Source organism: Asticcacaulis sp. EMRT-3, assembly GCF_030027245.1.
In the GTDB taxonomy this organism is placed as follows: domain Bacteria; phylum Pseudomonadota; class Alphaproteobacteria; order Caulobacterales; family Caulobacteraceae; genus Asticcacaulis.
In genome coordinates, this window is sequence record NZ_JASERT010000001.1 from 602,095 (window position 1) to 627,811 (window position 25,717).

Below are 25,717 nucleotides of genomic sequence, written 5' to 3' on the forward strand. Positions count from 1 at the left end.
CCTGATGATCAGTCATTGTCCATTTTCAGCGCGGCGATGAAGGCTTCCTGCGGGATTTCGACACGGCCGAACTGGCGCATCTTTTTCTTGCCTTCCTTCTGCTTTTCGAGAAGCTTCTTCTTGCGCGTGGCGTCGCCGCCATAACATTTGGCGGTCACGTCCTTGCGCAGGGCGCGCACGGTTTCGCGCGCGATGATCCGGCCGCCGATAGCCGCCTGAATCGGAATGACGAACAGGTGCTGCGGGATCAGGTCTTTCATCTTCTCGCACATGCCGCGCCCGCGCATCTCGGCCCGGTCGCGGTGGACGAGCATGGACAGGGCATCAACCGGTTCGGCATTGACGAGGATCGACATCTTGACCAGATCGCCCTCGCGGTAGTTTTCGATGGCGTAGTCGAAGCTGGCATAGCCCTTGGAAACCGATTTCAGCCGGTCGTAAAAATCGAACACCACCTCATTAAGCGGCAGATTATAGACCACCATAGCGCGGTTGCCGACGTAAGAGAGATCGACCTGTTCGCCACGGCGATCCTGACACAGCTTGATGATAGCGCCGAGATAATCGTCGGGGCAGAAGATGGTGGCCTTGATCCAAGGCTCCTCGATATGGTCGATCCTGACCGGATCGGGCATGTCGGCGGGATTGTGCAGATGGATCACATCGCCGTTGTTCATGTAGATTTCATAGACCACCGAGGGCGCGGTGGCGATCAGGTCGAGATTGAACTCGCGCGTCAGACGCTCCTGAATGATTTCAAGGTGCAAAAGCCCCAGAAATCCGCAGCGGAAGCCGAAGCCGAGCGCCGCCGAGGTTTCCATCTCGAACGAGAAGCTGGCGTCATTGAGACGCAGGCGGCCCATAGCGGCGCGCAAATCTTCGAAATCGGCGGCGTCCACCGGGAAGATGCCGCAAAAGACCACCGGCTGCACGGGTTTGAAGCCGGTGAGGGCGGCGCTGGTGGGCTTTTTCTCATCGGTGATGGTGTCGCCGACTGCAGCGTCGGACACCTCCTTGATCTGGGCGGTGAAGAAGCCGATCTCGCCGGGGCCCAAGCTTTCGACATCGACGGCCTTGGGCTGGAAGACACCGAGCTTGTCGATCTTATAGGTCTTGCCGGCATTCATCAGCTTGACCTGCTGACCGGGTTTCATGCGGCCATTGAAGACGCGCACCAGCACCACCACGCCGAGATAGGCGTCATACCAGGCATCGACCAGCAGGGCCTTCAGCGGCTCGGCGTCATCGCCCTTCGGCGCGGGCAGGCGGGTGACGATGGCTTCGAGCACGTCCTCAATACCAAGACCCGACTTGGCCGAACACAGAACGGCGTCGGAGGCGTCGATACCGATCACGTCCTCGATCTGGGCGCGGATACGCTCCGGCTCGGCGGCGGGTAGGTCGATCTTGTTGAGAACCGGCACGATCTCATGGTTGTTGTCGATGGCCTGATAGACATTGGCCAGCGTCTGGGCCTCGACGCCCTGCGAGGCATCGACGACCAGGATCGAGCCTTCGCAGGCGGCCAGTGAACGCGACACTTCGTAGGCGAAATCGACGTGGCCCGGCGTGTCCATCAGATTGAGGATATAGCTCTTGCCGTCATGGGCCGTGTAATTGAGCCGCACGGTCTGGGCCTTGATGGTGATGCCGCGCTCGCGCTCGATGTCCATATTGTCGAGCACCTGCTCCTTCATCTCACGCGCCGTCAGCCCGCCGGTGAACTGAATCAGGCGGTCGGACAGGGTGGACTTGCCGTGGTCGATGTGGGCGACGATGGAGAAGTTGCGGATCAGCGAAAGGTCTGTGCTCATAAGGCCAGCGCACTAGCATGGCCTACCCCAATAAGGAAGAGGCAATAGGCAGGGGCGATTAAGGACGGTGGTTCCGCAGCCGCCTGTAATCGATTGCAAAATTTCATGGCGGCGTGGAGTTTCGACTGGTCAGGCCGGGACGAAAACGCTTATGTCATCCCCGAAGGCTCGATCTATATCCAGTTGGTCAACGCCACCAATGCGTTGAAGTAGGATTTTGAACCACGGAAAATATGGAAAGCACGGACTTTCAGGGATATAGCTCAAATCGCCATCTCACCCTGCGATCCGTGTTTTTCCGTGTTTTCCGTGGTCGATCACTTAAATAAACTCAGATCAATCGCATCGCCCATCGCCTTGTAACCGGCCATGCCGGGATGCAGGTGGTCGCCGGAATCATAGGCGGCTGACAGGCGATCAGGAGCCTTCGGATCGCGCAGCAGAGCGTCGAAATCGATCACGGCATCGAAAGCACCCGATGTGCGGATCCAGCTATTGATCGCCTGACGGTCGGCCTCGACCTGGGAATCGGGATGGTAATAATCGTTGCCGGTAAAGGGCGTGATGGTGGCCCCATACACCTTCAGGCCGCGGGCATGGGCGCGGTAGATGACCTGCTGGTAATCGGCGATGATCTGGTTGACGAGGGCCGTATGGGCCTCAGGCGGAATGGGCGCGTCGCGCGTGGCCGTGCCGAGATCGTTGACGCCCTCGAACACGATCAGCCACTTCGCTCCGGCCTGCCCCAGCACATCACGGTCGAGGCGGGCAATGACATTGGGGCCCAGCCCATCAAGATGCAGGCGGTTGCCGCCGATGCCTTCATTGATGACGGCGATATTCTGACCGGCCAGGCGCGCGGCCAGTTCGTCGGTCCAGCGGCCATTGCTGTCGTTCTCGACCGCGTGGCCGTCGGTGATCGAATCGCCGAGCGCCACGATGGTTGACCCGCCGCTATCGACATCGACGCCGGACAGGTTGAACCAGTTGGCCTGGGTTTTCGCATCCTTCATGTCGGCGTCGTCGCTGTGATCACCGTGCATGATATAGGTGGTGGCGCGCGAGCCGGGATGGCCGGTCTGTTGCGTGATGGTGCCCGGAATATAGAGGCTGATGGCCAGGCTGGCCCCGTCAGCCACGTTCAGGTCAACGGGATCGGAAATATATTCGCCGGAAGCGGGCACCAGCACATCCGTTGAACCGCCAAAGGTGACGGCGCTGTCGGTGGCCGGATCGATGGCCGATGAGCCGAGCTTGCCGAGCGCGACATGCACGTCCTTTATTTCCAGCGGCACTGAACTCATGACATTGGAGACGCGGATGCGGATTTTCGGGCCGCCTTCCGACACATGCACGACCTGACGCAGGGTGATGTTGGATGTGTTGTCGGCGGACAGGGCATTTTCACCGGTCGGCACCATCTGCGACGAGGCCCAGGTGGCGTTCCAGCCTGGATCGCCTGAGGTGGCGGCGTGCGCAAAAGCGGGCATCGAAAAGGCGAGCAGACCGCAGGTGGCCAGCAGAAGACGGCGGGTGATCATGGGTATTGTCCCTGTTTATGGTAGCGTTATCAGCAACTATGCGGCAGAGCGCTTCGCCTGACAAGGGACAAAAGTTCCCCGAAGACCAGAGTTGATCTTCGGGGAACGGGCATTACGAAGCGGGCAGCAAAACCTTGTCGATGACGTGGATCATGCCGTTCGACTGGTGGACATCGGCGATGGTGATGTCGGCGGTGGCGCCGGTTTCATCGGTGAGTGTGATCATGCCGCCGTTCTTTTTGGCGGTGAGCACGCAGCCGCCGAGCGTGGTGAGCTGATAACTGCCGCCATTCTTATCGATCCAGCCCGCAAGATCAGCCGCCGATACATTGCCCGCCACCACATGACAGGTCAGGATTTTGGTGAGCTGCGCCTTGTTTTCGGGCTTGAGCAGCGTATCGACCGTACCTTTGGGCAGGGCGTCAAACGCTTCGTTGGTGGGCGCGAAAACGGTGAAGGGGCCTGGGCCTTCAAGCGTATCGACCAGGCCGGCGGCCTTGACGGCGGCGACCAGCGTGGTGTGATCGGCGCTGTTCATGGCGTTTTGTACGATGGTCTTGTTGGCATACATGGCCGCGCCGCCGACCATCGGGTTTTGCGCATAGTGCATCAGATGGGCCGTGGTATCGGCGGCAATAGCCATAGGGGCTACGAATATGGGGGCGATAGCGGACAGGGCCAGAATGCAGGCGGGGAGAACAACAAAAGAGCGCATGGAGATGATCCTTGAGGCATGTGCATGACAAAATGGCCATGTCGGAAGCTGTTACGCTGTCAAAGCCTTGCCGGACGTTTCCTTTATAGAATTTTACCAAGCCACCACCTGCTCGCACATGGGAAGTTTACATGAGGCTTCACATCGCCACAGTGCAACCGGGAAAATGGAAATGGCGGCTATGCTGACATTCGAAGACCTGCAAAGTCCCACCCGGACAGGCTTAACCAATAAGGCGAACTTGCGGCTGGTTGAGCCCTATTGCTGACATAGGAAGATGCGAATCTGGCCTTTACGGGGCGACGTAAGGGTTATTTAGTAAATCTGATCTTAACCTTCACGACGATACATCCCCGCTAAAATTCCGAGGAGCCGTCATGAAGCGTCGTCAATTTCTAATGGCTGGTATGGCCCTGGCGGCTGCACCGCTTGTTCCGCAGTTCGCCCTTGCCCAAAATCAGCCGCCTGCGCCTGCGGATAACGACACGCAGAACGGCCAGCACTATTATTCGCGCGATGAAATCCTTCAGGCGGGATCCAATTTCCTGGGCGTCACGGTCGAGGCGCTGGGGGGTGCGATGGAAAAGATTTTCGCCGATTACGGCGACCACCCCACCGCCTATATCGCCGGTCAGGAAGTCTCCGGCGCGGTCGGCATCGGTCTGAACTACGGCAAGGGGATGCTGTATATGAAGGACGGCGTGGCCCCGAGCGAAATCTACTGGCAGGGGCCTTCGATCGGTTTCGACACGGGTGCCAATGCGTCGCGCGTCTTTACGCTGGTCTATAATCTGCGCGAACCGATCTTCATGTATCGCCGTTTCCCCGGCGTCGAGGGTTCGGCCTATTTCATCGGCGGTTTAGGCGTAACCTATCAGCGCGCCGAAGGCATTATCCTGGCCCCGATCCGCGCCGGTGTCGGTTTCCGCCTCGGTGCCAATGTCGGCTATATGAGCTTTTCCAAGAAGCGCCGTATTTTTCCATTATAGAAGAATACGGCGGCCTTCGCGGGCGCTCAAAAAACCCATTTCGAGCAGGTGCATCACCTTCAGCGCGTCCGTGGCCAGTACCGGCACGGGCGCGTTGTCGCGTATGGCGGCGGCCATGCCTTCATAATAGCCGGGATAATGGCCGGGCAGGGCGGGTATAAGCTGTTCGACGCCGGGTGAGCCATCGCCGGTTTCACGCAGCACGCTCATTTGCAGATCGACGCCCCAGCCTGCATCGCCCGGTGTACGGCCCGCCTTCAGCATGTCCTCCTGCGTGTCGAGGCCGTGCTTGATCCAGCCGCCGCGCGCGCCTTGCGCCTCAATGGCCGGGCCGCTGATCGTCGTCATCATCGATGAATGCAGGATAACCCTCAACGGCCCATAGGCCAGCACGACATGGAAATAATCGTCGGTACTGGCACCGGGACGCTGGGCGGCGATGTCGGCCTCGATCCAGTCCGGCTGCCCGAACAGAGTCAGCGCCTGATCGATCAGATGCGCGCCGAGGTCGAACCAGATGCCGGAGCCGGGGCCTTCGCGTTCGCGCCAGCGGTCGCGCACCTGCGGCCGCCAGCGATCAAAGCGGATGATGACCTGATACAGATCGCCGAAGCGCGGCAGCAGCGCCTGAAAGGTCAGGTGATTGGAATCCCAGCGGCGGCAATGAAAAACCGACAGGTGCCGCCCGACCCGTTCTGCATGACGGATCAGCGATTCGCCTTCGGCCACCGACAGGGCGAACGGTTTGTCGATCACCACATGCTTGCCCGCATCGAGCGCTTCGTGGGCCAGCGGCGCATGACTGTCATTGGGGGTGGCGATGACCACCAGTTCGATGTCGGGATCGGCGACGGCGCGGCTGTAATCGCTGTTCACCCTTATATCGGGCAGATCGGCGCGCACATTATCGGGCCGTGATGAGCCGATCAGCGTCAGTTCCAGCCCCGGCACGGCGCGGATCAGCGGCGCGTGGATCACCTTGCCGGCATAGCCATAACCGATCAGAGCGGTTCTGACGGGTTTAGCCATAGTTGAAGCTCACCGAAATGCGCACATCTTCGCTCATATTGATCGGCACCTCATGGCGCAGCCAGCTTTCCCACATCAGAAGGTCGCCGGTCTGAGGCTGGACAGGCACAAAGCTCTGGTGTTCGGGACGGCCCGGTTTGCGCAGAGGCGCGTTCATCATCATCGGCAGGCGCGGGTCTTCGAGACGCAGGGCGCTGGCCCCATCGGGCACATGCACGTAAAATGTGCCGGACAGGATGCTGCGCGGGTGGATATGGCCGGAATGGTGGCCCATCGGTTCGAGAATATTGATCCACATCGAATCGAGCTTCAGCTTCTCACCGCCGAGATCGAAATCGAGCGTATCGGCAAAGGCGGCGACGTGGGCGTCGAGCAGGGTCTTCAGGTCGGAAAAAACACTGGCGCGCGCCGGAAGATCGGGCAGGGAGGCATAGGAGGTATAGCCGAGATAGCCCTTGGTCTGCGACCAGGTCTGTCCGGCCTCGTCCTCATCGGCGAAGGCGCGGCAGGTATCATCGAGATCCTCCAGCCAGATGGCGAAGTCGGGTCGTGCACTCAGACGGGCGCTGTAAAGCTCGGTGACGAACAGCGGGGTGATGGCGGCGGGGGGCAATTTGCTCATCCCGCCTGATTAGGCCGATCCTCCCATCCCGGCAAGGGGGCTATTGCAGCTCATAGGTCGCCGAAACCTGCACGCTCAGTTGCAATTCTCCCGAAGCCACGGGGGTGGAATCGGATGCCGCCTTCATCATCATCATCGGGCGCGGCGGGGTGATAGTGCTGGTGGAGCCTTCTTCGAGCGTCAGCAGGCGGCCGAGTTTCATGCCGGTGGCGTCGGCATAGAGTTGGGCGCGCTGGCGCAGATTGGCCACGGCGTCTTTACGCGCCTGATCGCGGAGGACGCTGTCGTCCTTCAGACCGAAATCGATGCTGTTGATCTGGTTGATGCCGGCACCGATCACCGCATCGACCACCGGGCCGGTGCGGGCCGTGTCATTGACGCGCACCGTGATCTGATCCTGCGCCTGATAGCCGGTCAGTTTCGGGGCCTGACCGTCCTTATAGTCATATTGCGGATTGAGATTGAGGCTTGATGTCTGGATGTCGCGCGCCTCGATCCCGGCCTTTTTCAGGGCGGCCATCACAGCATTCATGCGGACATTATTATCCTGCATGGCAGACGACGCGGTGGCGCCTTGCGTCACCACGGCGAAAGTAACCGTGGCCATATCGGGGGCGGCGCTTTCCTCACCCGTAGCGGTCAGGCGCAATGTGGTCGGCATGGGCTGGCTGGCAGCAGTTTGCGCGAAGGCAGGCAGGGCCGTGAGCGGCGCGGCAGCCATAAGCAGACCTATCAGGGCGGGTTTCAGCAAGCGGGAAGCGGACATGGTGGGGGCCTTTCGACGGAGAGTTGCTGGTGGTGATAATATATAGGTGCGATGAACCCCGGCTGAACGTTTTTGAGGCACGCCCCTGTGGACAAATGCCTCGGTGGCTTTGTGCGCATTGCGGTTTGACGAAAGCCGTGTTAGCACGCGCCTCTCCCATATTCGGGGGCGAGTAGCTCAATGGTTAGAGCCGACCGCTCATAACGGTCTGGTTGGGGGTTCGAGTCCCTCCTCGCCTACCAATCCCAAAATACAACCTTGAGATTTATGCAACCCAATAAATCGTTATAGGTTTATAAACGCATTTGATGCAACCTTAGATGGAGTTTCTGTTTGGGGTCGCAAAATGCCAGACCTGTCTGCCTATTTATCAGGCTTTCAGCGAAATCGCACCGGGGCGACGGCGCTGGAGTTCGCGCTGATCGCACCGATCCTTATCATGATGGTGGGAGGGATTATCGATTATGGCGGCTATTTCGCCTCGGCCCACGCCGTGCAGCAGACGGTCAATGACGCCGCCCGCGTCGCCATTTCCGGCACGACCGCCGATGAGCGCCTGGAACTGGCGCAGCAATCCATCAACAGCGACATGACCAGCTATGCCATTCTGGCGGGCGGGCAGACGAGCCTGTCCATCGATGAAGGCGCGCAAATCATCGTGGTCAGCCTGACCTACACACCGCAAGGCGACAGTTTCGAACTGATGCCGATGGCACCGGGCCTGCCGCATTCCCTGACCCGCACCGCATCCATCGTCCGGGGCGGCTACTGACCGCCTGCGCTGGCCCCATCGCAGGCGGTCTTTTTTTATAAATGCAAGCTTTCCCAAAGGAAGCGTCATGTATCTGTTCTTACTACGCTTTCGCCAGGATGATCGCGGCGCTGTCGCTATAACTATGGCCTTGATGATGACGGTCATCATCAGCTTTGCCGCGCTGGCGGTCGATACCGGCTATCTGTATCTGAAAAGCCGCCAGTTGCAGGGCACGGCCGATCTGGCGGCCTTGTCGGCGGCGGCGCATCTCGACCATGCCGATGCGGCGGCGCAGGCGGTGGTGGCGGCCAATGAAAGCGATGCGGTCAGTGTCCAGACGCAAACCGGCGTCTATGATCCGGCTTCCGGCAGCGACCCGGCCTCGCGCTTCAAAGCGGGTGCGTCAGGTGACAGTGCCAGTAACGCCGCCCGCGTCGTGCTGACCGATCACGCCGACCTGTTTTTCGGGCGCATATGGCGCAACAGCCCCGTGGCCATATCGCGCACGGCCACGGCGTCGAACGTGCAGATGGCCGCCTTCAGCATCGGCAGTCGGCTGGTCTCGCTGAACGGCGGCGTGGCCAATGCGCTGTTAAGCGGCCTGACCGGCAGCCAGATCAGCCTGAGCGTCATGGATTATAATGCTCTGGTCGGCGCAAAGGTCGATCTGCTCAGCTACGTACAGGCCCTGCACACCAAAGCGAACCTGACCGCCGCCAGTTTCAGCGACACGCTCAACAGTCAGATCAGCGTCGGCGATGCGCTCGATGTGCTGATCGGCCAGAGCGACATACAGAATAATCCCAGCCTGAAAGCGCCGCTGACCGTGCTGGCCAACAGTGCCGTTCGCAACACCAAGATCCGCCTCGGCGACCTGATCGATACCGGCGTCTATGGTGATCAGGATCATATAGTGGGCGGTGTCGATTCCGCCATCCATGTCAGCAGCATGGCGCTGGTCAATGCCCTGCTCGAACTGGCCAATGCCGACCGTCAGGTGCAGCTTGATCTGTCGGCGCAGGTGCCGTCACTGGCCGGGGTGAAGGTATGGCTGGCGATCGGCGAGCGGCCCAACCATTCGCCCTGGCTGACCGTGACGCGCAGCGGCGATCCGATTATCCGCACGGCGCAGGCAAGGCTCTATATCGAGGCGTCTGTAGCGGCCAATAATGCGTTGCTGAAACCGCTGGGCGTGACGGGCGTGCGTTTGCCGGTCTATGTCGAACTGGCCTCGGCGCAGGCGAAGCTGTCGGCCATTTCGTGCGATGCCTCAGGCCACAGCGTCAATCTGCTGGTCAGTCCCAGCATCGGTCAGGCGGCCATTGGCGACATCGATACCAGCCAGCTCAACGATTTCAAAACACCGCTCACCGTTTCCACCGCCACCGTGCTGGGCCTGCCGCTGATCAGGGCCACGGCACGCGCTCAGATCAGTCTGGGCGGCGTCACCTGGCAGAACGTCCGCTTCAATGCCGCCGATATTGCCAACCAGACCCTGCATACGGTCAAGACCGATGATCTGGTGCAGGGCCTGACCACCTCCCTGCTGCAACAGACGCAGATCAATGTCAGCGTGGCGGGGCTGGGGCTTAATCTCGGCGGTGTCACCTCGGCTGTGGGGGGGCTGCTGACGCCGGTGGGGCCGCCGCTCGATGGTGTGCTCAACGGCCTGCTCGACACATTGGGCCTGGGGCTGGGTGAGGCCGATGTGCAGGTCAATGGCCTGCGCTGCAATGGTTCGGCTTTAGTGATTTAGGCCGGATGCCGTTTGATCCACACCGCCGCATAGTCGCAGATCGGTACTACTTTCAGATCCTCGGCGCGGGCTCTCTGCATCAGATCCGCCATCAGCCGTCCGGCGGCGCCGGTGCCGCGCAATGCGGGCGGGGCCTCGACATAATCGATATAAAGTGTTGCGCCATCAAGGCGATAATCGGCAAAGGCCGTGTGGCCGTCTTCGCTCAGTTCGAACCGCCCGCCGGGTGATGATAGTTGCTGATCGTCCGTGTGCATGGTGTTGTCCTTACAGGTCGAAATCTGGGCATACGAAACCATATGTGCAAGACATGACAGGACGAAAATATCCCATCTCGCCGATGAACATTTTTGGACACAGGGCTGTCAAAATCGTCTGCCACACTGTAGGTAAAGCTGAAGATGCAGGACGCTGAAGGGCGAATCAGCGTCTATTGCTGCGGTTTGGCGGCTTTCTGCACCAGGGAATATACGACATGTCTGACGAGGATCGCGGCACCTATTCGCCCCCGACCGAGGATCATCTGAGCTACGAATCGCGCCGCCCCGTCTCGCGCGATCAGGCTCCGGTGACGCTGATCATCAGCGGCATCTGTCTGGTCGTCTTGCTGCTGATTGTGGTGCTGCTCTATAATTCCGGCCTGAACAAGCATGGCAAGCTGGCGCCGGTTGTGGGTGATTCCATTGCCAATATGAAGGATGCTCAGGTTCAGGACGCCCAGCCGCTTTCCGATTCCGACACGAGCCTTGATGAGACGGGCCAGCCCATTTTCGCGCCGAGCGCCGAAGCGCCCGTGGCGCGCGACCTGGCCCCGCCGACCGCTGCGCCGATCAGCGGGCCGCTGCCCTCGCAGGCCGGTAATTCCGCCGTGGCTGCCGCTGCGCCCGCTCAGGCCTCATCGCAGGTCGTGTCTCAGCCCGCCGCGCCGGTCGATAACACGCCCGTACCCGGCGCGCCCGTAGCAAAACCGGTGGTCAAGCCGGCCGTGGCGGCCCCCGCCGCTGCCAAACCTGCCGCTGCCAAACCTGTCGCTGCCAAACCTGTCGCCGCCTCAGGCGGAGCCGCCGTGCAGATCGGGGCTTATGATTCCACTGATACGGCCAATGCCGAATATGCGCGTGTCGCTTCCAGCTATGGCCTGTTCGTCGGCGGCGCGGGCAAGCGGGTCGAGAAGGTTCAGACCGCCAACGGCACCTTCTACCGCACGACCTTTACCGGTCTGACGCCTGAGAAGGCAAAAGCCTTTTGCGCGGCGCTCAAGGCCAATGGCCGCGATTGCATTATTCGCTAGGAGCGTAAAACCTTGGTCAGGGCGTGCATCCTGGGGCTGGCCGGGCCGGAGCTGACGAAGGCGGAAGAGGCGTTTTTCGCCGAAACCCAGCCTTTGGGCTTTATCCTGTTTCGCCGTAATATCGAAACGCCGGGGCAGGTGGCGGCGCTCGTCGCGGCCCTGAAATCTTTAGTCGAACATGCGCCGCTGATCCTGATCGATCAGGAGGGCGGTCGCGTCCGCCGCCTGCGCCCGCCGTACTGGCCCGACTATCCGCCCGCCGCGCGCTTTGCCGAGGTGTGCGCGACACAGGATGCAGAGCGCGAACTGGTGCGGCTGGGCGCGCGTCTGATGGCGCACGATCTTTTTGCACTCGGCATCAATGTCGATTGCGCGCCTGTGCTCGACGTGCCGCAACCGGGCGCGCATGACATTATCGGCGACCGCGCCTATGGGCGGACGGCGCGCGATGTGGCCGTGATGGGGCGCGCCGCCTGCGAAGGCCTGCTGGCGGGGGGCGTTCTGCCGGTCATCAAGCATATTCCCGGTCATGGCCGTGCCGGAGCCGATTCCCATACGGCCCTGCCGGTGGTCGATACGTCGCTTGATGAACTAATGGCCGTCGATTTCTATCCGTTCCGCGTCCATGCCGACATGCCGCTGGCCATGACCGCCCATGTTCTCTACACGGCCATCGACCGCAAGAATCCGGCCACCACGTCAAAAGCCTGCCTGAAGCTGATCCGTGAGATCATTGGCTTTGATGGCCTGATCATGTGCGATGATCTGTCGATGAACGCGCTGTCGGGCGATCTGCGCAAACGCGCCCGCCAGACCCTGAGGGCCGGGTGCGATGTGCTTTTGCATTGCAATGGCCAGATGGAGCAGATGCGCGAGGTTGTGACCGAAACGCCGAAGCTGAAAGGCGCGGCGCTGCGACGTTTCGAGGCGGCGATGAACCGTCTGCTGGCCATGCCCGAACCGCTTGATGTGGCGGCGGCGCGGGCGCGTTTCGAGGCGGCTGTGGGCGGCAAGGCGGAGTTGCGCGCCGATCCCACCGAAGGCCATACAAAGGTAGTTGTGCCGTGAGCCGCCCCGGCGAGCGCGACATGGCGGGGCTGGAGCACGACGTCCTGCAAAGACGGCTCGATTTCGAGGCCCCCGGCCCGGACATTCCCGAAGACATTGCCGCCGATGAAACTCTTGTGCTCGATCTCGATGGCTATGAAGGGCCGCTGCATGTTCTGCTGGCTCTGGCGCGTCAGCAAAAGGTGGATTTGCTGCGCATTTCGATCACCCGTCTGGCCGAGCAATATCTGGCCTTTATTCAGGAGGCGCGCCGCCTGCGCTTTTCGCTGGCCGCCGATTATCTGGTCATGGCCTCATGGCTGGCCTATCTGAAATCACGCTTGCTGCTGCCCAAGACCGAGCGCCAGCAAACCAATGAGCCGCAGCCGGAAGAACTGGCCCAGGCCCTGGCTTATCGCCTGAAAAAGCTTGAAGCCATGCGCAAGGCAGTCGAGGCCCTGACCTCGCGGCCGCAACTGAAGCGCGATATGTTCGCGCGCGGCGACCCGGAGGCAAGGCTGGTTCTGCCATCCTCACGCATTGAGGCCAATGTGTTCGATCTGATGAGCGCCTATGTGACGCAGCGCCGCCGCGAACTGGATCGCCATTATGATCCAACGCGGCGCATCGAGGCCTATTCGCTCGAAGACGCGCGCGATCACCTGCGCGCCCGCCTGCCGAATCTCAGCAACTGGACGGCGCTCGACGATGTGGCCCCGGAGCCGCAAACCGAAGCCGGGCCAAGGCGCGTCTCCTATCTGGCCTCCACCCTGTCGGCCTCGCTCGAACTGGCCAAGGAGGGCCATTTGCAGCTTCAGCAACTGGCGACGTTTGAAACCCTGTATATGCGTAAGCGCCAGCCGATTCTGAACGCGGGAGCCGGGCATGACGCCTGAGGAAACGGAACGCGCCATCGAGGCCCTGTTGTTCGCCGCCGCCGGGCCCTTGTCGGTGGCCGAACTGGCCTACCGCCTGCCGGAAGGTGCGGACGCCGGCAAGGCGCTGGCGGCCTTGCGCACCCGCTATGCGGGACGCGGTGTGACGCTGGAAATCATCAATGACCGCTGGCAGTTCCGCACCGCGCCGGATATGGCCTATCTGATGGTCGAGGAGCGCGAGGAGCCGCGCAGGCTTTCCAAGGCTGCGCTCGAAACCCTGGCCATCATCGCCTATCACCAGCCGGTGACGCGCGCCGAGATTGAGGCCGTGCGCGGGGTGGGGCTGTCGCGCGGCACGCTCGATGTGCTGCATGAAATGAACCTGATCAAATTACGCGGACGCAGGCGTTCGCCGGGTCGGCCCGTCACCTACGGTACGACCGACACCTTCCTTGAACAGTTCTCGCTGCCGTCCTTGTCCGACCTGCCGGGCATGGCCGAAATGCGCGCGGCGGGCCTGCTCGATCTCAATGTACCGGCTGATTTTCTGGTGCCCGATCCGGGGCAGGGGCAGTCTGCCGACGGCGAGCCTTCGCTGCTGGAGGACATGGATGAGGTCGAGTTCGCGCAGGATTTCTTTGACAATAAAACCTGAGATCGCCGTAATTTGATGCAAAAAGGCTTTCCTGACTTGGGCAGATAAGCCTATAAGGAAGTGATAAGCCCTCATCGGGCTGTTGTTTAGTGAGCGCCGTGCAGGCTTGACCTGATGCAGGCGCAAAGGAGACGTATCATGTTTTCAGGTGGATTGAGCATCTGGCACATTCTGCTTGTGGCGGTCGTGGCCCTGCTGCTGTTCGGCGGCGGCGGCAAGATTTCCCACATTATGGGCGACGCGGCCAAGGGCATCAAGGCTTTCAAAGACGGCCTGAAGGATGAGCCTGAGGACGACAAGAAAGCCAAGAAGGACGCCGACGAGCCCAAGGCCTGATCGTGGTTTTGGCTTAACGCCCTGATTTCAAGCCCGATTTCAAGATAGAAAGCGTTCGATCATGGTGCCCGGTATCGGGGGCGGTGAGCTCGTCGTCATAGCTGTTGTGGCTCTGATCGTGGTCGGGCCGAAAGACCTGCCCAAGCTATTGCGTCAGTTAGGCCGGTTTGTCGGCAAGATGCGGCGCATGGCCGACGAATTCCGCACATCTTTTGAAGACATGGCCCGCCAGAGCGAGCTGGATGAGTTGCGTAAAGAAGTCGATGCCCTGCGCGCCAATACGTCGCAGCCCTCCATCGTCAGCGACATCAACAGCCAGATGCGCGCCATCGAAACCGACATCAATGCGCCCGCAGCCGGCAGTTTCACGCCTGCGCCTGCCGCGCCTATCCCCACCACGCCGATTTTCTCAGAGTCTTTGGCCGATCTAGCGCCCGCCGAGCCGGTCAATCCGCAACTCGAAGGCCTGCCGCCGCGCTCAGGCGCCAAAACCAGAACCAATAAGGTTGCTGAGCCTGCCCCAGCCACCGTAAAAGCACCGCGCAAACGCGCCGTGAAAGCCACACCCGCCACGTCCGAACCCACGCTGAGCGCGCCAAAAAAGCCGCGCGCCCCGCGTAAACCGAAGGCCAAGGCATGAGCGAGGACATTACCCTGCCGCAAACGGTCGAGGATTCCGGCAAGCGCGAGCTGATCAGTCCGGTTCTGCCTCATCCGGACGAGGTGGAAATCGAATCGTCGCGCGCTCCTTTGATGGATCACCTGATCGAGCTGCGGTCGCGCCTGATCAAGATGGTGGCGGCGTTTTTCGTCTGCGTCATCGGCTGCTACGCCTTCCATAACCACATCATGCAGTTTCTGGTGCATCCGCTGGCCGTGGCCTCGGCCCTGTATCAGGAGCAGCAGGGCGGCCATAAGGGCGGACCGTTCGACCTGATTTTTGTGCTGACCGGCCTGAAGCACGTAGCGCAGGTCAAGGATATTCCGCTGATCGCCACTGCACCGATGGAGGTGTTCTTCACCAATTTGCGCATCGCCATGTTCGGCGGCGTGATCGTCAGTTTTCCGGTGCTGGCCTGGCAGGTGTATCGCTTTGTTGCCCCCGGCCTCTACAAACGCGAACGTATGGCTTTTTTGCCGTTCCTGTTCGCCGCGCCCGTTCTGTTCGTCATGGGCATGTGCCTTGTCTATTTCGCCATCCTGCCGATGGTTCTGTGGTTCTCGCTTAACCAGCAGATCATGAGCAATACCGGCGTCACCGTGCAGTTCATGCCCAAGGTGTCGGAATTTCTCGAACTGGTCGAAACCCTGATGATCGCCTTCGGCCTCTGTTTCCAGTTGCCGATCGTCATTACCCTGCTGGGTATGACCGGCATGGTCACGTCGAAAATGCTCGGTTCGTTCCGCCGTTATGCCATCCTGTGCATCGTGGTGGTGGCCGCCATCGTCACCCCGCCCGATCCCATCTCGCAATGTCTGCTGTCGGTGCCGATCATCCTGCTCTACGAGGTGTCGATCCTGTGCGTGAAACTGGTGGAATTTAACAGACGCCACCGCAAGGCCTGAGCCTTGCCTGAAACCACGCAATACGTATAAAGCAACATCCCTCCCTGCGCAGCGGGGAGGGGGGACCGCGAAGCGGTGGGAGGGGCAAACCTCTGACTTCATCTCAAGGCTGACACCATGCACGATATTAAAGCTCTGCGCGAAAATCCGGACATGTTCATCGAGGGCTGGACGCGGCGCGGACGCGACTCTGCCGCCAAGGATGTGCATCTGGCCGTCAGCCTCGATGGTGAACTGCGCGCCGCCCAGACGGCCTTCCAGACGGCGCAAGGAGAGCTGAAGCGAATTTCAGCCCAGATCGGTCAGGCCAAGGCGCAAAAGGACGAGGCGCGGGCCGCCGCCCTGATGGCCGAGGTCGAAGGGCTGAAAGTTGCAATTGCCGAGGCGCAGGAGACTGAACGCGCCAAGACCGAAGCCTTGCGCGACCATCTGGCTGCCTTGCCGAACCTGCCGTTCGATGAGGTGCCGGTCGGGGCCGATGAGCATGAGAATGTCGAGGTGCGCAAGCATGGTGCGCCGGTGAAGCTCAGCTTTGCGGCCAGGGATCACGCCGATCTTGGCGAGGCGCTGAAAGGCCCGCTGGGGTCGATGATGGATTTCGAAGCGGCGGCGAAAATGTCGGGCGCGCGCTTTGTGGTGCTGAAGGGGCAATTGGCGCGACTGGAGCGCGCCATCGGCCAGTTTATGCTCGATGTTCAGACGACCGAGCATGGCTATCTGGAGGTCAATCCGCCGGTGCTGGTGCGTGATCACGCGCTGTTTGGCACTGGGCAACTGCCGAAGTTTGAAGAGGATTTGTTCAAGACTAAAGGTGAAAAACTAGATGTTGCTCGCAATGAAGATCTACGTTCGTATCTAAATGGCCAAATTAAGTTTTCATTGGATAAATTGGAAGTAATAAATTTTATTGATAGGTATGATAAAATAACGAATCTTAATGTAATTGCTCAAGAATTTACTACCGCAATGCAAAAAGATAAACTGGCGGAAAGGGTTTCTAATCGTTATTACCTCATCCCCACCGCCGAAGTATCCCTAACCAATCTTGTCCGCGAAGCCATCACCGCCGAGGAGGAACTGCCCCTGCGTCTGACGGCCCTGACCAACTGTTTCCGCGCCGAGGCCGGATCAGCAGGCCGCGACACCAAGGGGATGATCCGTCAGCACCAGTTCCAGAAGGTCGAACTCGTCTCGATCACCACGCCGGAGCAATCGGGCGAGGAGCATGAGCGCATGACCAACTGCGCCGAAAACATCCTGAAAAAGCTCGATCTGTCGTTCCGCACCATGCTGCTCTGCACCGGCGATATGGGTTTCGGCGCGAAGAAGACCTATGATCTCGAAGTGTGGTTGCCGTCGCAGAATACCTACCGCGAGATATCAAGCTGCTCGAACTGCGGGGATTTTCAGGCCCGCCGCATGGATGCCCGCATCCGTAAATCCGGCGAAAAGGGCACGCGCTTTCTCCATACGCTCAATGGTTCGGGCCTGGCCGTGGGGCGCACCCTGGTGGCGATCATGGAAAATTATCAGGACGAGGGCGGACGCATCGCTATCCCCACCGTGCTGCAACCCTATATGGGCGGGTTGAGCCATATCGGCTGAGTTTTGAAAGCAAGAACCCCCACCACCATCTGCGCTGCGCTTGATGGTCCCCCTCCCCATCGAAGATGGGGAGGTATAAGGTGAAGGGGCGCTTTCTCCATACGCTCAATGGGTCGGGGCTGGCCGTGGGACGCACTTTGGTGGCCATCATGGAAAACTATCAGGACGAGGGCGGGCGCATCGCTATCCCCGCCGTGCTGCAACCCTATATGGGCGGGTTGAGCCATATCGGCTGAGTTTTGAAAGCAAGAACCCCCACCACCATCTGCGCTGCGCTTAATGGTCCCCCTCCCCATCGAAGATGGGGAGGTATAAGGTGAAGGGGCGCTTTCTCCATACGCTCAATGGGTCGGGGCTGGCCGTGGGCCGCACCCTGGTGGCCATCATGGAAAATTATCAGGACGAGGGCGGGCGCATCGCTATCCCCACCGTGCTTCAACCCTATATGGGTGGGCTGAGCCATATCGGCTGAGTTTTAAAGCAAGAACCCCCACCACCATCTGCGCTGCGCTTGATGGTCCCCCTCCCCATCGAAGATGGGGAGGTATAAGGTGAAGGGGCGCTTTCTCCATACGCTCAATGGGTCGGGCCTGGCCGTGGGCCGCACCTTGGTGGCGATCATGGAAAACTACCAGGACGAGGGCGGGCGCATCGCCATTCCCGCCGTGCTGCAACCCTATATGGGTGGGCTGAGCCATATCGGCTGAGTTTTAAAGCAAGAACCCCCACCACCATCTGCGCTGCGCTTGATGGTCCCCCTCCCCATCGAAGATGGGGAGGTATAAGAAAAAGGTCTTCCTCAATCTATACCTCCCCGACTTGTCGGGGAGGGGGACCGCGCCGAAGGCGTGGTGGTGGGGGTTCTGACTTGCGAACCCTATCCCTTCAGCGCCACCTCATAGGCGGCTTCGGTCTTGGCGGCGATCTCTTCAAGCGTCACATCTGGCGCCAGTTCGGTGAGGATCAGGCCCGAACCATCAGGCTTGACCTCGAAAACGCCGAGCGTCGAGATGATCACATCCACCACGCGCGTGCCGGTCAGCGGCAGGGTGCAGGCCTTCAGCACCTTCGATTCGCCCAGCTTATTGGCGTGTTCCATCACCACCACGACGCGCCGCACACCGGCCACCAGATCCATCGCCCCGCCCATGCCCTTGACCAGCTTGCCGGGGATCATCCAGTTGGCGATGTCGCCGTTTTCGGCCACCTCCATCGCGCCTAAGATGGTCAGGTTGATATGACCACCGCGAATCATGGCGAACGAATCAGCCGACGAGAAGAAGGAAGTTTCCGGCAGGGCGGTGACGGTCTGCTTGCCGGCGTTGATCAGGTCGGCGTCGATCTCGTCTTCGTAGGGAAACGGCCCCATGCCCAACATGCCGTTTTCCGACTGGAAGGTGACGGTCATGCCTTCGGGGATGTGATTGGCCACCAGGGTGGGGATGCCGATGCCGAGATTGACATAGAAGCCGTCCTGAAGCTCTTTTGCCGCACGCTTGGCGAGATCGTCTCTTGTCCAAGGCATATTAAGCTCCTTCCCCATTTGAGTGCGCTACCGCTGCGCTGCTTGAGCGCTCGCGCACGGTGCGCTGTTCGATCCGCTTCTCGAATGTGCCCTGCACGATGCGATCAACATAGATGCCGGGCGTGTGGATATGATCGGGATCGAGGCTGCCGACCGGCACGATCTCTTCGACCTCGGCAATGGTGATCTTGCCCGCCGTCGCCATCATCGGATTGAAATTACGCGCCGTTTCGCGGAAGATCAGATTGCCGCGTGCATCGCCTTTCCAGGCCTTGATAATGGCCAGATCGGCCACCAGTCCGGTTTCCAGCACATAGGTACGGCCACCAAAATCCTTCAGCTCCTTGCCATCGGCCACGATGGTGCCGACGCCGGTGGCGGTATAAAAGCCGGGAATGCCCGCGCCGCCCGCCCGGATGCGTTCGGCCAGCGTACCCTGCGGATTGAATTCCAGCTCCAGTTCGCCCGCCAGATATTGCCGCTCGAACTCTTTGTTTTCACCGACATAAGACGAGATCATCTTTTTGATCTGGCGCGTTTCCAGCAACTGGCCGAGGCCGAAACCATCGACTCCGGCATTGTTGGAAATCACCGTCAGTCCCTTCACGCCCGAATCGCGTAAGGCCGCGATCAGGTTTTCCGGGATGCCGCACAGGCCAAAGCCGCCGGACATGACGGTCATGCCGTCAAAGGCAAGGCCAGCCAGGGCGGTTTTGGCGTCGGGATAGACTTTGGGGGTAGAAGTTTCGGCCATGTTATCCTCAGTCAGCGGAGGCAGGTGTTTTGAAGCTAACCGCAATTATCGCGCAATGTCATGTCAAAATTGTGCGTTGCGACAATAAGATCGACGCTCAGGCGGCGGGCGCATTGAGATAGGGCTTGAGCGGCGCATCGCCATCGGCGACCACGGCTTCGTCAAGCGCCGGGCCACGCGCGATCAGCAGCTTGGCGGCCATGAAATCGGCGGGGCGGCTGACGCATTCGGCGGTGCGCAGGCGGTTTTGCGCATCGAGATGATAGACGCTGAAAGCCCCCGTCGCCGGATCGCCGCGCACAATGGCGCGCGTATCGGGCCTGAGCAGTCCGGCGATTTGCAGTTTGAACTCATACTGATCCGACCAGAACCACGGCGTCTCGACCACGGGCGGTTTATGGCCGGTGATGGCCGCCGCCGCCTGCTTGGCCTGCTCCAGCGCATTGGGCACGCTTTCCAGCCGGAAACGGCCATCATAAAAGGGCAGGGTGCGTGAGGTGACATCGCCGATGGCGAAAATGGCCGGATCGGATGTGCGCGCCTCGTGATCGACCACAATGCCATTATCGACCTCAAGCCCCTCTGCCCGCGCTAGGTCGTCATTGGCCAGCGCGCCGATGCCGACCAGCAGCAGGTCGAAAGCGTGTTCGGTGCCGTCCGCCATATGGACAATCTTCTGATCGCCCCCGCCAAGACATAAGCCTGCAATAGCGCAACCGGTAATCAGGTTCGCGCCGCGGCCCTGGTGCATCTCGCTGAAAAAGGCCGACAGTTCGGCGGAGGCGACGCGCGCCAGAATACGCGGTTCCTTCTCAAAAATCGTCACGTCGCAGCCGAGATGACGCGCCGACGCCGCCACTTCGAGCCCGACATAGCCCGCGCCGATCAGCCCTATATGATGACCGGGGCGCAGGGCGTTTTTCAGCGCCTCGGCGTCATCGAGCGTGCGCAGGGTGTGGTGCGGCACCCTGTCAGCGCCGCTGGCCGGATAGGGGCGGGCGCGCGAACCGGTGGCGATGATCAGGTGGTCGTAGGGCAGGGTTTCGCCGCTGGTGAGACGGACGGTTTGGGCTGACCGGTCGATGGCCACGACCTGTAAGCCGAGCCGCGTTGTGATCTGCTGATCGTCATAAAAGCTGTCGCCGCGCAAATACAGATCATCGAGTCCGGCCTCGCCTTTCAGCCATGCCTTGGAAAGCGGCGGGCGCTGATAGGGCAGGTAGGGTTCCGCGCCGATCAGCGTGATGGGGGCGTCATAGCCATATTGACGCAAAGCCCCCGCTGCTGCGCCGCCCGCATGACCCGCGCCGATAATGACAATGCCGTTGGACATGGATGGATCCTAAAAAGTAAGCCCCCCACCACCACGTCGCTACGCTCGCGGTCCCCCTCCCCAGTGAACTGGGGAGGTATAGGGAAGTGTTGGCAGAACGGTACGAGTGGCGGCGGTGGGAACGATTTGCTCAAACGCCTTCCGGCACGGGCAGATTATTCTGCAAACAGAAGGCCTTGATCGTATTGTTGAGCAGGCAGGCGATGGTCATGGGGCCGACGCCCTTCGGCACCGGCGTGATGGCCAGGGCATGGGCCTTGGCCGCCTCGAAATCGACATCGCCGACCAGCTTGTTCTTCGGGCCTTCGGCTGTATCGACCGTGATTCGGTTGATGCCGACATCAATGACATAGGCTCCGTCCTTCACCCAGTCGCCCTGCACGAAGTTCGGACGGCCAACGGCGGCGACCAGAATATCGGCGCTGCGGCAGACCGAAGCCAGATCGCGCGTTTTGGAGTGGGCGATGGTGACCGTGCAGTCCTGTGCCAGCAAAAGCTGCGCCATCGGCTTGCCGACAATATTGGAGCGCCCGACGATGACGGCAGTCTTGCCCGCGAAGCTGTCGCCATAGGTCGTCATGGCGTCTTTGAGGAGCATCAGCGAGCCCAGCGGCGTGCAGGGCACGATGCCGTCCAGCCCGACGGCCAGCTTACCGGCATTGGAGACGTGGAAACCATCGACATCCTTGTCGGGGTCGATAGCGTCGATCACCTTCAGCGATGACATATGCTTGGGCAGCGGCAATTGCACCAGGATGCCATTGACCGCCTGTTCGTGGTTCAGTTCGGCAATCAGGGTCAGCAATTCGTCTTCGGAGGTGGTGTCGGGCAGTTTGATGGTGCGCGATTCCATGCCGATGGCCTGGGTCTGTTCGCCCTTGTTTCTGACATAGACCTGACTGGCCGGGTCTTCACCAACGATGACCACCACCAGGCAGGGCACGAGGCCGTGCGCGGCTTTCAGATCGGCGACGTGCGCTTTCAGGCGCTCGCGCAGACGGGCGGCGTAACCGGCACCATCGATGATATGACCGCGGGATGTTGACATGTTCAGACCTCTTCTACAGGGCTAAGTCTTTGTTTTATAGCTCTTCCTTATCCAAAAAGTGGAACCACTTTTTGGGGAAACGCTCTAAAACAAGGCCGCCACCAGCGTGCGCAAGGCAGAACTCAAGGGGCTGGCAAGGCCTGCTTCATACAGGTGGGGTGTGGCCAAGTCCAGATAAGTGGACTGAACTATTTCGATTTGCAGGGCATAAATATCATCCTGCGGTTGCCCATAATGGCGGGTGGTGTAGCCGCCGGTGAAACGCCCGTCCAGCACATGGCTCCAGCGTGTTTCATGAAGGCACCAGTTGCTCAGGGCCTCTTGCAGGCGCGGCGGTAGGGTGCGGCCCGAGTTCGTGCCGAAATTGAGATCGGGCAGGTGGCCTGCGAACAGATTGGGGATTTCCGGGCGGATCGAATGGGCATCGATCAGCAGGGCGTAACCGTGGCGCGCCCTGGCGGCATCAAGGGCGCTGCGCAGAGCATCGTGATAGGGTTGCCAGTAACGGGTGCGACGATGGCGTATTTCGGCGTCATCGGGTTCGTGACCCGGCAGGTAGATCGGATGCAGGTCGAAATCGCTTAACGGACACAGGCCCGTCTCGAACCTGCCGGGATAGAGGCTGGCGTCATCGGGCGGGCGATTGAGGTCGATGACATAGCGTGAATGGGTGGCGAAGAGTGTGGTGGCGTCAAACTCAGGCGCGAAATCGAACAGGCGGTGGACGTGGAAATCGGTTTCGCCGACGCTATGGCCGGTGGCGTTCATCTGAACAGCGATGGCGGGCGGAATATGGGTGCCGACATGCGGAGCCGCGATGACCAGAGGGCCTAAGCCCCTATGCAGGTCGAAAAGCGGATATTCGTCCGTAGGCGGCGTATCGGAAGGCATGGTTTCAGTTGAACCGGTCAGGCTGTCTGCGTCAAGGGCCGCAGACCCCAGCCGGGATTATTTTTGGTACACCCGCACATAGTCAATCTGCATCTGCGCCGGAAACGCCGTGTCATCGACACCCTGACGCCCGCCCCAGGTGCCGCCCACCGCCACATTGAGGATCATATATTCCGGCTGATCGAACGGCCAGGTGCGTGCATCGGCACCGGCGGGTTTATCGAGACGGTAATAGGGCTTGTTATCGACCAGAAAGGTGATGTGATCCGCCGTCCATTCCGCCTGATAATCATGAAAGGCGCGGCACAGATCAGCGACCTCGGTATGGCCGCCCTGATGCACCTCGTCCTCGACCGTGTGCGTTGAATGCAGGGTGCCATAGACGGTGGTGGGCTCGAAGCCGACCTCTTCCATGATGTCGATCTCGCCCTGCTGCGGCCAGTGCCAGCCGCCGATCAGCCAGATGGCGGGCCACTGGCCGACGCCGCAGGGCAGTTTGGCGCGCACATCGAAAAATCCATAGGTCCAGCTTGCCTTGCCATTGGTGGTCAGCCGCGCCGACGAATATTTCTGGCCGCCATAGTCGCGCTGGCCGGTCAGGGATTCGTGGCGGGCCTCGATGATCAGGTCGCCGTGCGCGACGCGGGCGTTCTCAAGGCGATGGGCGGAATAATATTCCAGCTCCTTGTTCCACCAGCCATCGCGGTTGCGCTGAGTCTGATAGCCCCATTTGGCCGGGTCGGGCGCGCCGCCCTTGCTGAACTCATCCGACCAGACCAGATGATAACCGTCCGGCACGGTTTGCGCATGTGCGGCAGCCGGCAAGGTGGCCAGAGCGACGGCAAGGCCCAGACGGAATTTCATGACAACGGCTCCCCTAGTTTTAAAGCGATGCTGGCAGGTTTGGCGGCAATGGGCAAGTAAGCGCCGCAATACGGTATTTTCCAGCCTTGCAAGCCCGTGCTTTGTGGCTAAATAGGCGGCATGGACATAAGGCTGCTGATCAATATCTTCGTCTTCCTCATGGCGGGTGCCTTCGTGGTGCCGCTGGCGCAGCGCTTTCGGCTGGGATCGGTGCTGGGCTATCTGATCGCCGGGATCATTATCGGCCCGTTCGCTCTGGGCCTGATCGGTCAGGCCGACAAGGTGATGCACTTTGCCGAGTTCGGCGTGATCATGATGATGTTCCTGATCGGCATGGAACTGGAACCGGCGGTGCTGTGGCGTCTGCGCCGTCAGATTGTGGGGCTCGGCGGCTTGCAGGTGACGGTGACGGCGGCAGCGCTGATGGCGGCGGGGCTGTTGCTTGGTCATGGCTGGCGGCCTTCGCTGGCCGTCGGGCTGGCTCTGGCCATGTCATCAACGGCTTTGGTGTTGCAAACCTTGCAGGAAAAGAACCTGACCCATTCGCTGGTGGGGGAGACATCGTTCGCCGTCCTGCTGTTTCAGGACATGGCGGTGATCCCGATCCTCGTCGTGATTCCGTTGCTGGCCCAGACCATGTTTGCCCATGTCACGCCCGCCGATGACGCCAGCCTGATCGCCCACTGGCCGATCTGGTTGCAACCCGTAGCCGTGGTGGCGGTGATCGCCCTGGTGATCCTGATCGGGCGCTATGCCTCACGCTATCTGTTCCAGTTGATCGCCAGGGCCAATCTGCGCGAGGTCTTCACCGCCGCCTCTCTGGCGCTGGTATTTGGTGTCACCATCCTGATGGAACTGGTGGGGGTGTCGCCCGCCTTGGGGGCGTTTATCGCCGGGGTGGTTCTGGCCAATTCGCAATATAAGCGCACCATCGAAACCGACATCGAGCCTTTCAAGGGGCTGCTGCTTGGCCTGTTTTTCATTTCGGTGGGGATGGGCATGGATTTCGGCGTGCTTGTCCAGCACCCGCTGGGCCTGTTTGGCGCGGTGATCGCGCTCATGCTGATCAAGGCGCTGGTGCTGTGGTTTCTGGGTGAGCGCTTCGGGCTGGATACGCCGCTGGCGCTGGGGCTGGCTTTCGGCCTCAGTCAGGGTGGTGAATTCGCCTTCGTGCTGCTGCAACTGATCGGCGGGCTGAAGATGATCGACGCCGAGACGCAGAAATTCCTGACCCTGCTGGTGGCCCTGTCGATCGCCGCCACGCCGCTGCTGACCGCCGCCTATGCGCGCTTTATCGTGCCGAAATTCATGAGCCGCCTGCCACAGCGCGATTTTGACGAGATCGACGAGCATAATCCGGTGATCATCGCCGGTTTCGGGCGGGTGGGGCAGATCATCGGTCGCTTCATGCTGTCGCAAGGTCTGGCCGTGACCGTGCTGGAAAAAAGCCCGGATCAGGTCGAGGCCGTGGGGCGGTTTGGCTTCAAGGCCTATTTCGGTGACGCCACGCGCATGGATTTGCTGCGTTCGGCGGGCATCACCGAGGCGCGGATGCTGGTGGTGGCGATCGACGACCCGGACGCCGCCATCGACATTGTTCGGCAGGCGCGCGAGCATTATCCGAAGCTGAAGATCTTCGCCCGTGCCCGCAACCGCCGCCACGCCTTCGATCTCAATAAGGCGGGGGCTGATTATTATCACCGCGAGACGCTCGACGCTTCGCTGGCGATGGCGCGCGAGGCGATGGTGGCGCTGGGCTACCCCAAGGCGCAGATGGAGCGGCGGGCCAAAAAGTTCCTCGAACACGACATCGCCACTTTGCGAAAATCGTTCGAGTTTTTCGAAAGCGAGCCCGACATGATCAATTTCGCCAAGCTGTCGCGGCAGGAACTGGAAGGTATCCTGCGCGACGACGCTCAGGAAGGTGAGGGCGCTTAG

Annotated in this window: 25 protein-coding genes, 1 tRNA gene and 3 pseudogenes; 16 read left to right on the forward strand and 13 right to left on the reverse strand. The window is 60.6% G+C overall.

Annotation, left to right across the window (positions count from 1 at the left end; translation table 11 throughout):
• Positions 1-8: 8 nt before the first annotated feature.
• The 3 genes from lepA to QB905_RS02930 all read right to left on the reverse strand — a co-directional run bounded on the left by lepA (position 9) and on the right by QB905_RS02930 (position 4,070).
• Positions 9-1,814 (reverse strand): translation elongation factor 4, encoded by a 1,806-nt coding sequence (gene lepA / locus QB905_RS02920; RefSeq protein ID WP_282973074.1) that lies wholly within the window; start codon positions 1,812-1,814, stop codon positions 9-11.
• 317 nt (positions 1,815-2,131) lie between these two features.
• Positions 2,132-3,355: an SGNH/GDSL hydrolase family protein gene (locus QB905_RS02925; protein ID WP_282973075.1), complete on the reverse strand. Its 1,224-nt coding sequence runs from the start codon at positions 3,353-3,355 to the stop codon at positions 2,132-2,134.
• A gap of 112 nt (positions 3,356-3,467) precedes the next feature.
• On the reverse strand, positions 3,468-4,070 hold the full coding sequence (locus tag QB905_RS02930) for a fasciclin domain-containing protein (RefSeq protein ID WP_461781761.1): 603 nt from the start codon (positions 4,068-4,070) through the stop codon (positions 3,468-3,470).
• A 377-nt stretch (positions 4,071-4,447) separates the two neighbouring features.
• Here QB905_RS02930 and QB905_RS02935 point away from each other — a divergent pair, with 377 nt between their 5' ends.
• Entirely contained in the window at positions 4,448-5,059 is a 612-nt protein-coding gene (locus QB905_RS02935) for a DUF1134 domain-containing protein (protein WP_282973076.1), read from the forward strand.
• On the opposite strand, the gene QB905_RS02940 is transcribed toward QB905_RS02935, so the two are convergent.
• From QB905_RS02940 to QB905_RS02950, 3 genes are read right to left on the reverse strand one after another with little or no spacing between them, the layout of a single operon-like run.
• Positions 5,054-6,088: an oxidoreductase gene (locus QB905_RS02940; RefSeq protein WP_282973077.1), complete on the reverse strand. Its 1,035-nt coding sequence runs from the start codon at positions 6,086-6,088 to the stop codon at positions 5,054-5,056. The two genes, QB905_RS02935 and QB905_RS02940, sit on opposite strands and share 6 nt — an antisense overlap.
• The gene (locus QB905_RS02945; protein WP_282973078.1) at positions 6,081-6,710 is read right to left on the reverse strand and encodes a TIGR02466 family protein; all 630 of its coding nucleotides are present in this window, start codon (positions 6,708-6,710) and stop codon (positions 6,081-6,083) included. The genes QB905_RS02940 and QB905_RS02945 overlap by 8 nt, the downstream gene beginning before the upstream one ends.
• Positions 6,711-6,750: 40 nt before the next feature.
• Positions 6,751-7,476 carry an SIMPL domain-containing protein gene (locus QB905_RS02950; RefSeq protein WP_282973079.1) on the reverse strand — a complete coding sequence of 242 codons (726 nt, stop codon included), beginning with the start codon at positions 7,474-7,476 and terminating at the stop codon, positions 6,751-6,753.
• A gap of 166 nt (positions 7,477-7,642) precedes the next feature.
• Between QB905_RS02950 and QB905_RS02955 the strand changes: the two genes are divergently transcribed.
• The 3 genes from QB905_RS02955 (at position 7,643) to QB905_RS02965 (ending at position 9,986) form a co-directional block, all read left to right on the forward strand.
• Positions 7,643-7,718: transfer RNA gene (locus tag QB905_RS02955), tRNA-Ile, on the forward strand.
• Between the two features lie 104 nt (positions 7,719-7,822).
• Complete coding sequence (locus tag QB905_RS02960; protein WP_282973080.1) at positions 7,823-8,248, forward strand: TadE/TadG family type IV pilus assembly protein; 426 nt, start codon at positions 7,823-7,825, stop codon at positions 8,246-8,248.
• A 67-nt stretch (positions 8,249-8,315) separates the two neighbouring features.
• On the forward strand, positions 8,316-9,986 hold the full coding sequence (locus tag QB905_RS02965) for a pilus assembly protein TadG-related protein (RefSeq protein WP_282973081.1): 1,671 nt from the start codon (positions 8,316-8,318) through the stop codon (positions 9,984-9,986).
• Here the strand turns inward: QB905_RS02965 and QB905_RS02970 are convergent.
• A complete protein-coding gene (locus tag QB905_RS02970) occupies positions 9,983-10,243 on the reverse strand; it encodes a GNAT family N-acetyltransferase (protein WP_282973082.1) in 261 nt (86 codons plus the stop codon). The genes QB905_RS02965 and QB905_RS02970 overlap by 4 nt on opposite strands.
• A 218-nt stretch (positions 10,244-10,461) precedes the next feature.
• Between QB905_RS02970 and QB905_RS02975 the strand changes: the two genes are divergently transcribed.
• The 11 genes and pseudogenes from QB905_RS02975 to QB905_RS03025 all read left to right on the forward strand — a co-directional run.
• Complete coding sequence (locus QB905_RS02975) at positions 10,462-11,277, forward strand: SPOR domain-containing protein (RefSeq protein WP_282973083.1); 816 nt, start codon at positions 10,462-10,464, stop codon at positions 11,275-11,277.
• 12 nt (positions 11,278-11,289) lie between these two features.
• Entirely contained in the window at positions 11,290-12,345 is a 1,056-nt protein-coding gene (gene nagZ / locus QB905_RS02980; RefSeq protein ID WP_282973084.1) for a beta-N-acetylhexosaminidase, read from the forward strand.
• Positions 12,346-12,365: 20 nt separating this feature from the next.
• Positions 12,366-13,220, forward strand: coding sequence for a segregation and condensation protein A (locus tag QB905_RS02985; protein ID WP_461781793.1), 855 nt, complete (start codon positions 12,366-12,368; stop codon positions 13,218-13,220).
• Positions 13,210-13,857: an SMC-Scp complex subunit ScpB gene (scpB, locus tag QB905_RS02990; RefSeq protein ID WP_282973086.1), complete on the forward strand. Its 648-nt coding sequence runs from the start codon at positions 13,210-13,212 to the stop codon at positions 13,855-13,857. The genes QB905_RS02985 and scpB overlap by 11 nt, the downstream gene beginning before the upstream one ends.
• 138 nt (positions 13,858-13,995) lie before the next feature.
• Positions 13,996-14,193, forward strand: coding sequence for a twin-arginine translocase TatA/TatE family subunit (gene tatA, locus QB905_RS02995; RefSeq protein ID WP_282973087.1), 198 nt, complete (start codon positions 13,996-13,998; stop codon positions 14,191-14,193).
• A gap of 61 nt (positions 14,194-14,254) precedes the next feature.
• Positions 14,255-14,833 carry a Sec-independent protein translocase protein TatB gene (tatB, locus tag QB905_RS03000; protein ID WP_282973088.1) on the forward strand — a complete coding sequence of 193 codons (579 nt, stop codon included), beginning with the start codon at positions 14,255-14,257 and terminating at the stop codon, positions 14,831-14,833.
• Positions 14,830-15,759, forward strand: a complete 930-nt coding sequence (gene tatC / locus QB905_RS03005) for a twin-arginine translocase subunit TatC (protein ID WP_282973089.1) — start codon at positions 14,830-14,832, stop codon at positions 15,757-15,759. Before tatB ends, tatC begins: the two co-directional genes overlap by 4 nt.
• Before the next feature lie 117 nt (positions 15,760-15,876).
• On the forward strand, positions 15,877-17,364 hold the full coding sequence (gene serS / locus QB905_RS03010) for a serine--tRNA ligase (RefSeq protein ID WP_282973090.1): 1,488 nt from the start codon (positions 15,877-15,879) through the stop codon (positions 17,362-17,364).
• Positions 17,365-17,450: 86 nt separating this feature from the next.
• Positions 17,451-17,600 (forward strand): annotated as a pseudogene (locus tag QB905_RS03015) (serine--tRNA ligase); the annotation flags it as partial.
• Positions 17,601-17,686: 86 nt separating this feature from the next.
• A pseudogene (locus QB905_RS03020) lies at positions 17,687-17,836 on the forward strand (serine--tRNA ligase); the annotation flags it as partial.
• 85 nt (positions 17,837-17,921) lie between these two features.
• A pseudogene (locus QB905_RS03025) lies at positions 17,922-18,071 on the forward strand (serine--tRNA ligase); the annotation flags it as partial.
• A gap of 170 nt (positions 18,072-18,241) precedes the next feature.
• Here the strand turns inward: QB905_RS03025 and QB905_RS03030 are convergent.
• The 6 genes from QB905_RS03030 to QB905_RS03055 all read right to left on the reverse strand — a co-directional run bounded on the left by QB905_RS03030 (position 18,242) and on the right by QB905_RS03055 (position 23,779).
• Complete coding sequence (locus tag QB905_RS03030) at positions 18,242-18,889, reverse strand: 3-oxoacid CoA-transferase subunit B (RefSeq protein WP_282973091.1); 648 nt, start codon at positions 18,887-18,889, stop codon at positions 18,242-18,244.
• A gap of 1 nt (position 18,890) precedes the next feature.
• A complete protein-coding gene (locus tag QB905_RS03035; RefSeq protein WP_282973092.1) occupies positions 18,891-19,643 on the reverse strand; it encodes a CoA transferase subunit A in 753 nt (250 codons plus the stop codon).
• Between the two features lie 97 nt (positions 19,644-19,740).
• Positions 19,741-20,976 (reverse strand): NAD(P)/FAD-dependent oxidoreductase, encoded by a 1,236-nt coding sequence (locus QB905_RS03040; protein WP_282973093.1) that lies wholly within the window; start codon positions 20,974-20,976, stop codon positions 19,741-19,743.
• A 130-nt stretch (positions 20,977-21,106) separates the two neighbouring features.
• Positions 21,107-22,024: a bifunctional 5,10-methylenetetrahydrofolate dehydrogenase/5,10-methenyltetrahydrofolate cyclohydrolase gene (locus tag QB905_RS03045; RefSeq protein WP_282973094.1), complete on the reverse strand. Its 918-nt coding sequence runs from the start codon at positions 22,022-22,024 to the stop codon at positions 21,107-21,109.
• Positions 22,025-22,108: 84 nt separating this feature from the next.
• Positions 22,109-22,915, reverse strand: a complete 807-nt coding sequence (gene hutG, locus QB905_RS03050) for an N-formylglutamate deformylase (RefSeq protein WP_282973095.1) — start codon at positions 22,913-22,915, stop codon at positions 22,109-22,111.
• A 57-nt stretch (positions 22,916-22,972) separates the two neighbouring features.
• Complete coding sequence (locus QB905_RS03055; protein ID WP_282973096.1) at positions 22,973-23,779, reverse strand: glycoside hydrolase family 16 protein; 807 nt, start codon at positions 23,777-23,779, stop codon at positions 22,973-22,975.
• Between the two features lie 120 nt (positions 23,780-23,899).
• Between QB905_RS03055 and QB905_RS03060 the strand changes: the two genes are divergently transcribed.
• A complete protein-coding gene (locus QB905_RS03060) occupies positions 23,900-25,717 on the forward strand; it encodes a monovalent cation:proton antiporter-2 (CPA2) family protein (RefSeq protein WP_282973097.1) in 1,818 nt (605 codons plus the stop codon).

Coding starts and splice junctions, on each gene's coding strand:
- lepA (WP_282973074.1), bottom strand. CDS start 1,814: ATGAGCACAGACCTTTCGCTGATCCGCAACTTCTCCATCGTCGCCCAC.
- QB905_RS02925 (WP_282973075.1), bottom strand. CDS start 3,355: ATGATCACCCGCCGTCTTCTGCTGGCCACCTGCGGTCTGCTCGCCTTT.
- QB905_RS02930 (WP_461781761.1), bottom strand. CDS start 4,070: ATGCGCTCTTTTGTTGTTCTCCCCGCCTGCATTCTGGCCCTGTCCGCT.
- QB905_RS02935 (WP_282973076.1), top strand. CDS start 4,448: ATGAAGCGTCGTCAATTTCTAATGGCTGGTATGGCCCTGGCGGCTGCA.
- QB905_RS02940 (WP_282973077.1), bottom strand. CDS start 6,088: ATGGCTAAACCCGTCAGAACCGCTCTGATCGGTTATGGCTATGCCGGC.
- QB905_RS02945 (WP_282973078.1), bottom strand. CDS start 6,710: ATGAGCAAATTGCCCCCCGCCGCCATCACCCCGCTGTTCGTCACCGAG.
- QB905_RS02950 (WP_282973079.1), bottom strand. CDS start 7,476: ATGTCCGCTTCCCGCTTGCTGAAACCCGCCCTGATAGGTCTGCTTATG.
- QB905_RS02960 (WP_282973080.1), top strand. CDS start 7,823: ATGCCAGACCTGTCTGCCTATTTATCAGGCTTTCAGCGAAATCGCACC.
- QB905_RS02965 (WP_282973081.1), top strand. CDS start 8,316: ATGTATCTGTTCTTACTACGCTTTCGCCAGGATGATCGCGGCGCTGTC.
- QB905_RS02970 (WP_282973082.1), bottom strand. CDS start 10,243: ATGCACACGGACGATCAGCAACTATCATCACCCGGCGGGCGGTTCGAA.
- QB905_RS02975 (WP_282973083.1), top strand. CDS start 10,462: ATGTCTGACGAGGATCGCGGCACCTATTCGCCCCCGACCGAGGATCAT.
- QB905_RS02985 (WP_461781793.1), top strand. CDS start 12,366: ATGGCGGGGCTGGAGCACGACGTCCTGCAAAGACGGCTCGATTTCGAG.
- scpB (WP_282973086.1), top strand. CDS start 13,210: ATGACGCCTGAGGAAACGGAACGCGCCATCGAGGCCCTGTTGTTCGCC.
- tatA (WP_282973087.1), top strand. CDS start 13,996: ATGTTTTCAGGTGGATTGAGCATCTGGCACATTCTGCTTGTGGCGGTC.
- tatB (WP_282973088.1), top strand. CDS start 14,255: ATGGTGCCCGGTATCGGGGGCGGTGAGCTCGTCGTCATAGCTGTTGTG.
- tatC (WP_282973089.1), top strand. CDS start 14,830: ATGAGCGAGGACATTACCCTGCCGCAAACGGTCGAGGATTCCGGCAAG.
- serS (WP_282973090.1), top strand. CDS start 15,877: ATGCACGATATTAAAGCTCTGCGCGAAAATCCGGACATGTTCATCGAG.
- QB905_RS03030 (WP_282973091.1), bottom strand. CDS start 18,889: ATGCCTTGGACAAGAGACGATCTCGCCAAGCGTGCGGCAAAAGAGCTT.
- QB905_RS03035 (WP_282973092.1), bottom strand. CDS start 19,643: ATGGCCGAAACTTCTACCCCCAAAGTCTATCCCGACGCCAAAACCGCC.
- QB905_RS03040 (WP_282973093.1), bottom strand. CDS start 20,976: ATGTCCAACGGCATTGTCATTATCGGCGCGGGTCATGCGGGCGGCGCA.
- QB905_RS03045 (WP_282973094.1), bottom strand. CDS start 22,024: ATGTCAACATCCCGCGGTCATATCATCGATGGTGCCGGTTACGCCGCC.
- hutG (WP_282973095.1), bottom strand. CDS start 22,915: ATGCCTTCCGATACGCCGCCTACGGACGAATATCCGCTTTTCGACCTG.
- QB905_RS03055 (WP_282973096.1), bottom strand. CDS start 23,779: ATGAAATTCCGTCTGGGCCTTGCCGTCGCTCTGGCCACCTTGCCGGCT.
- QB905_RS03060 (WP_282973097.1), top strand. CDS start 23,900: ATGGACATAAGGCTGCTGATCAATATCTTCGTCTTCCTCATGGCGGGT.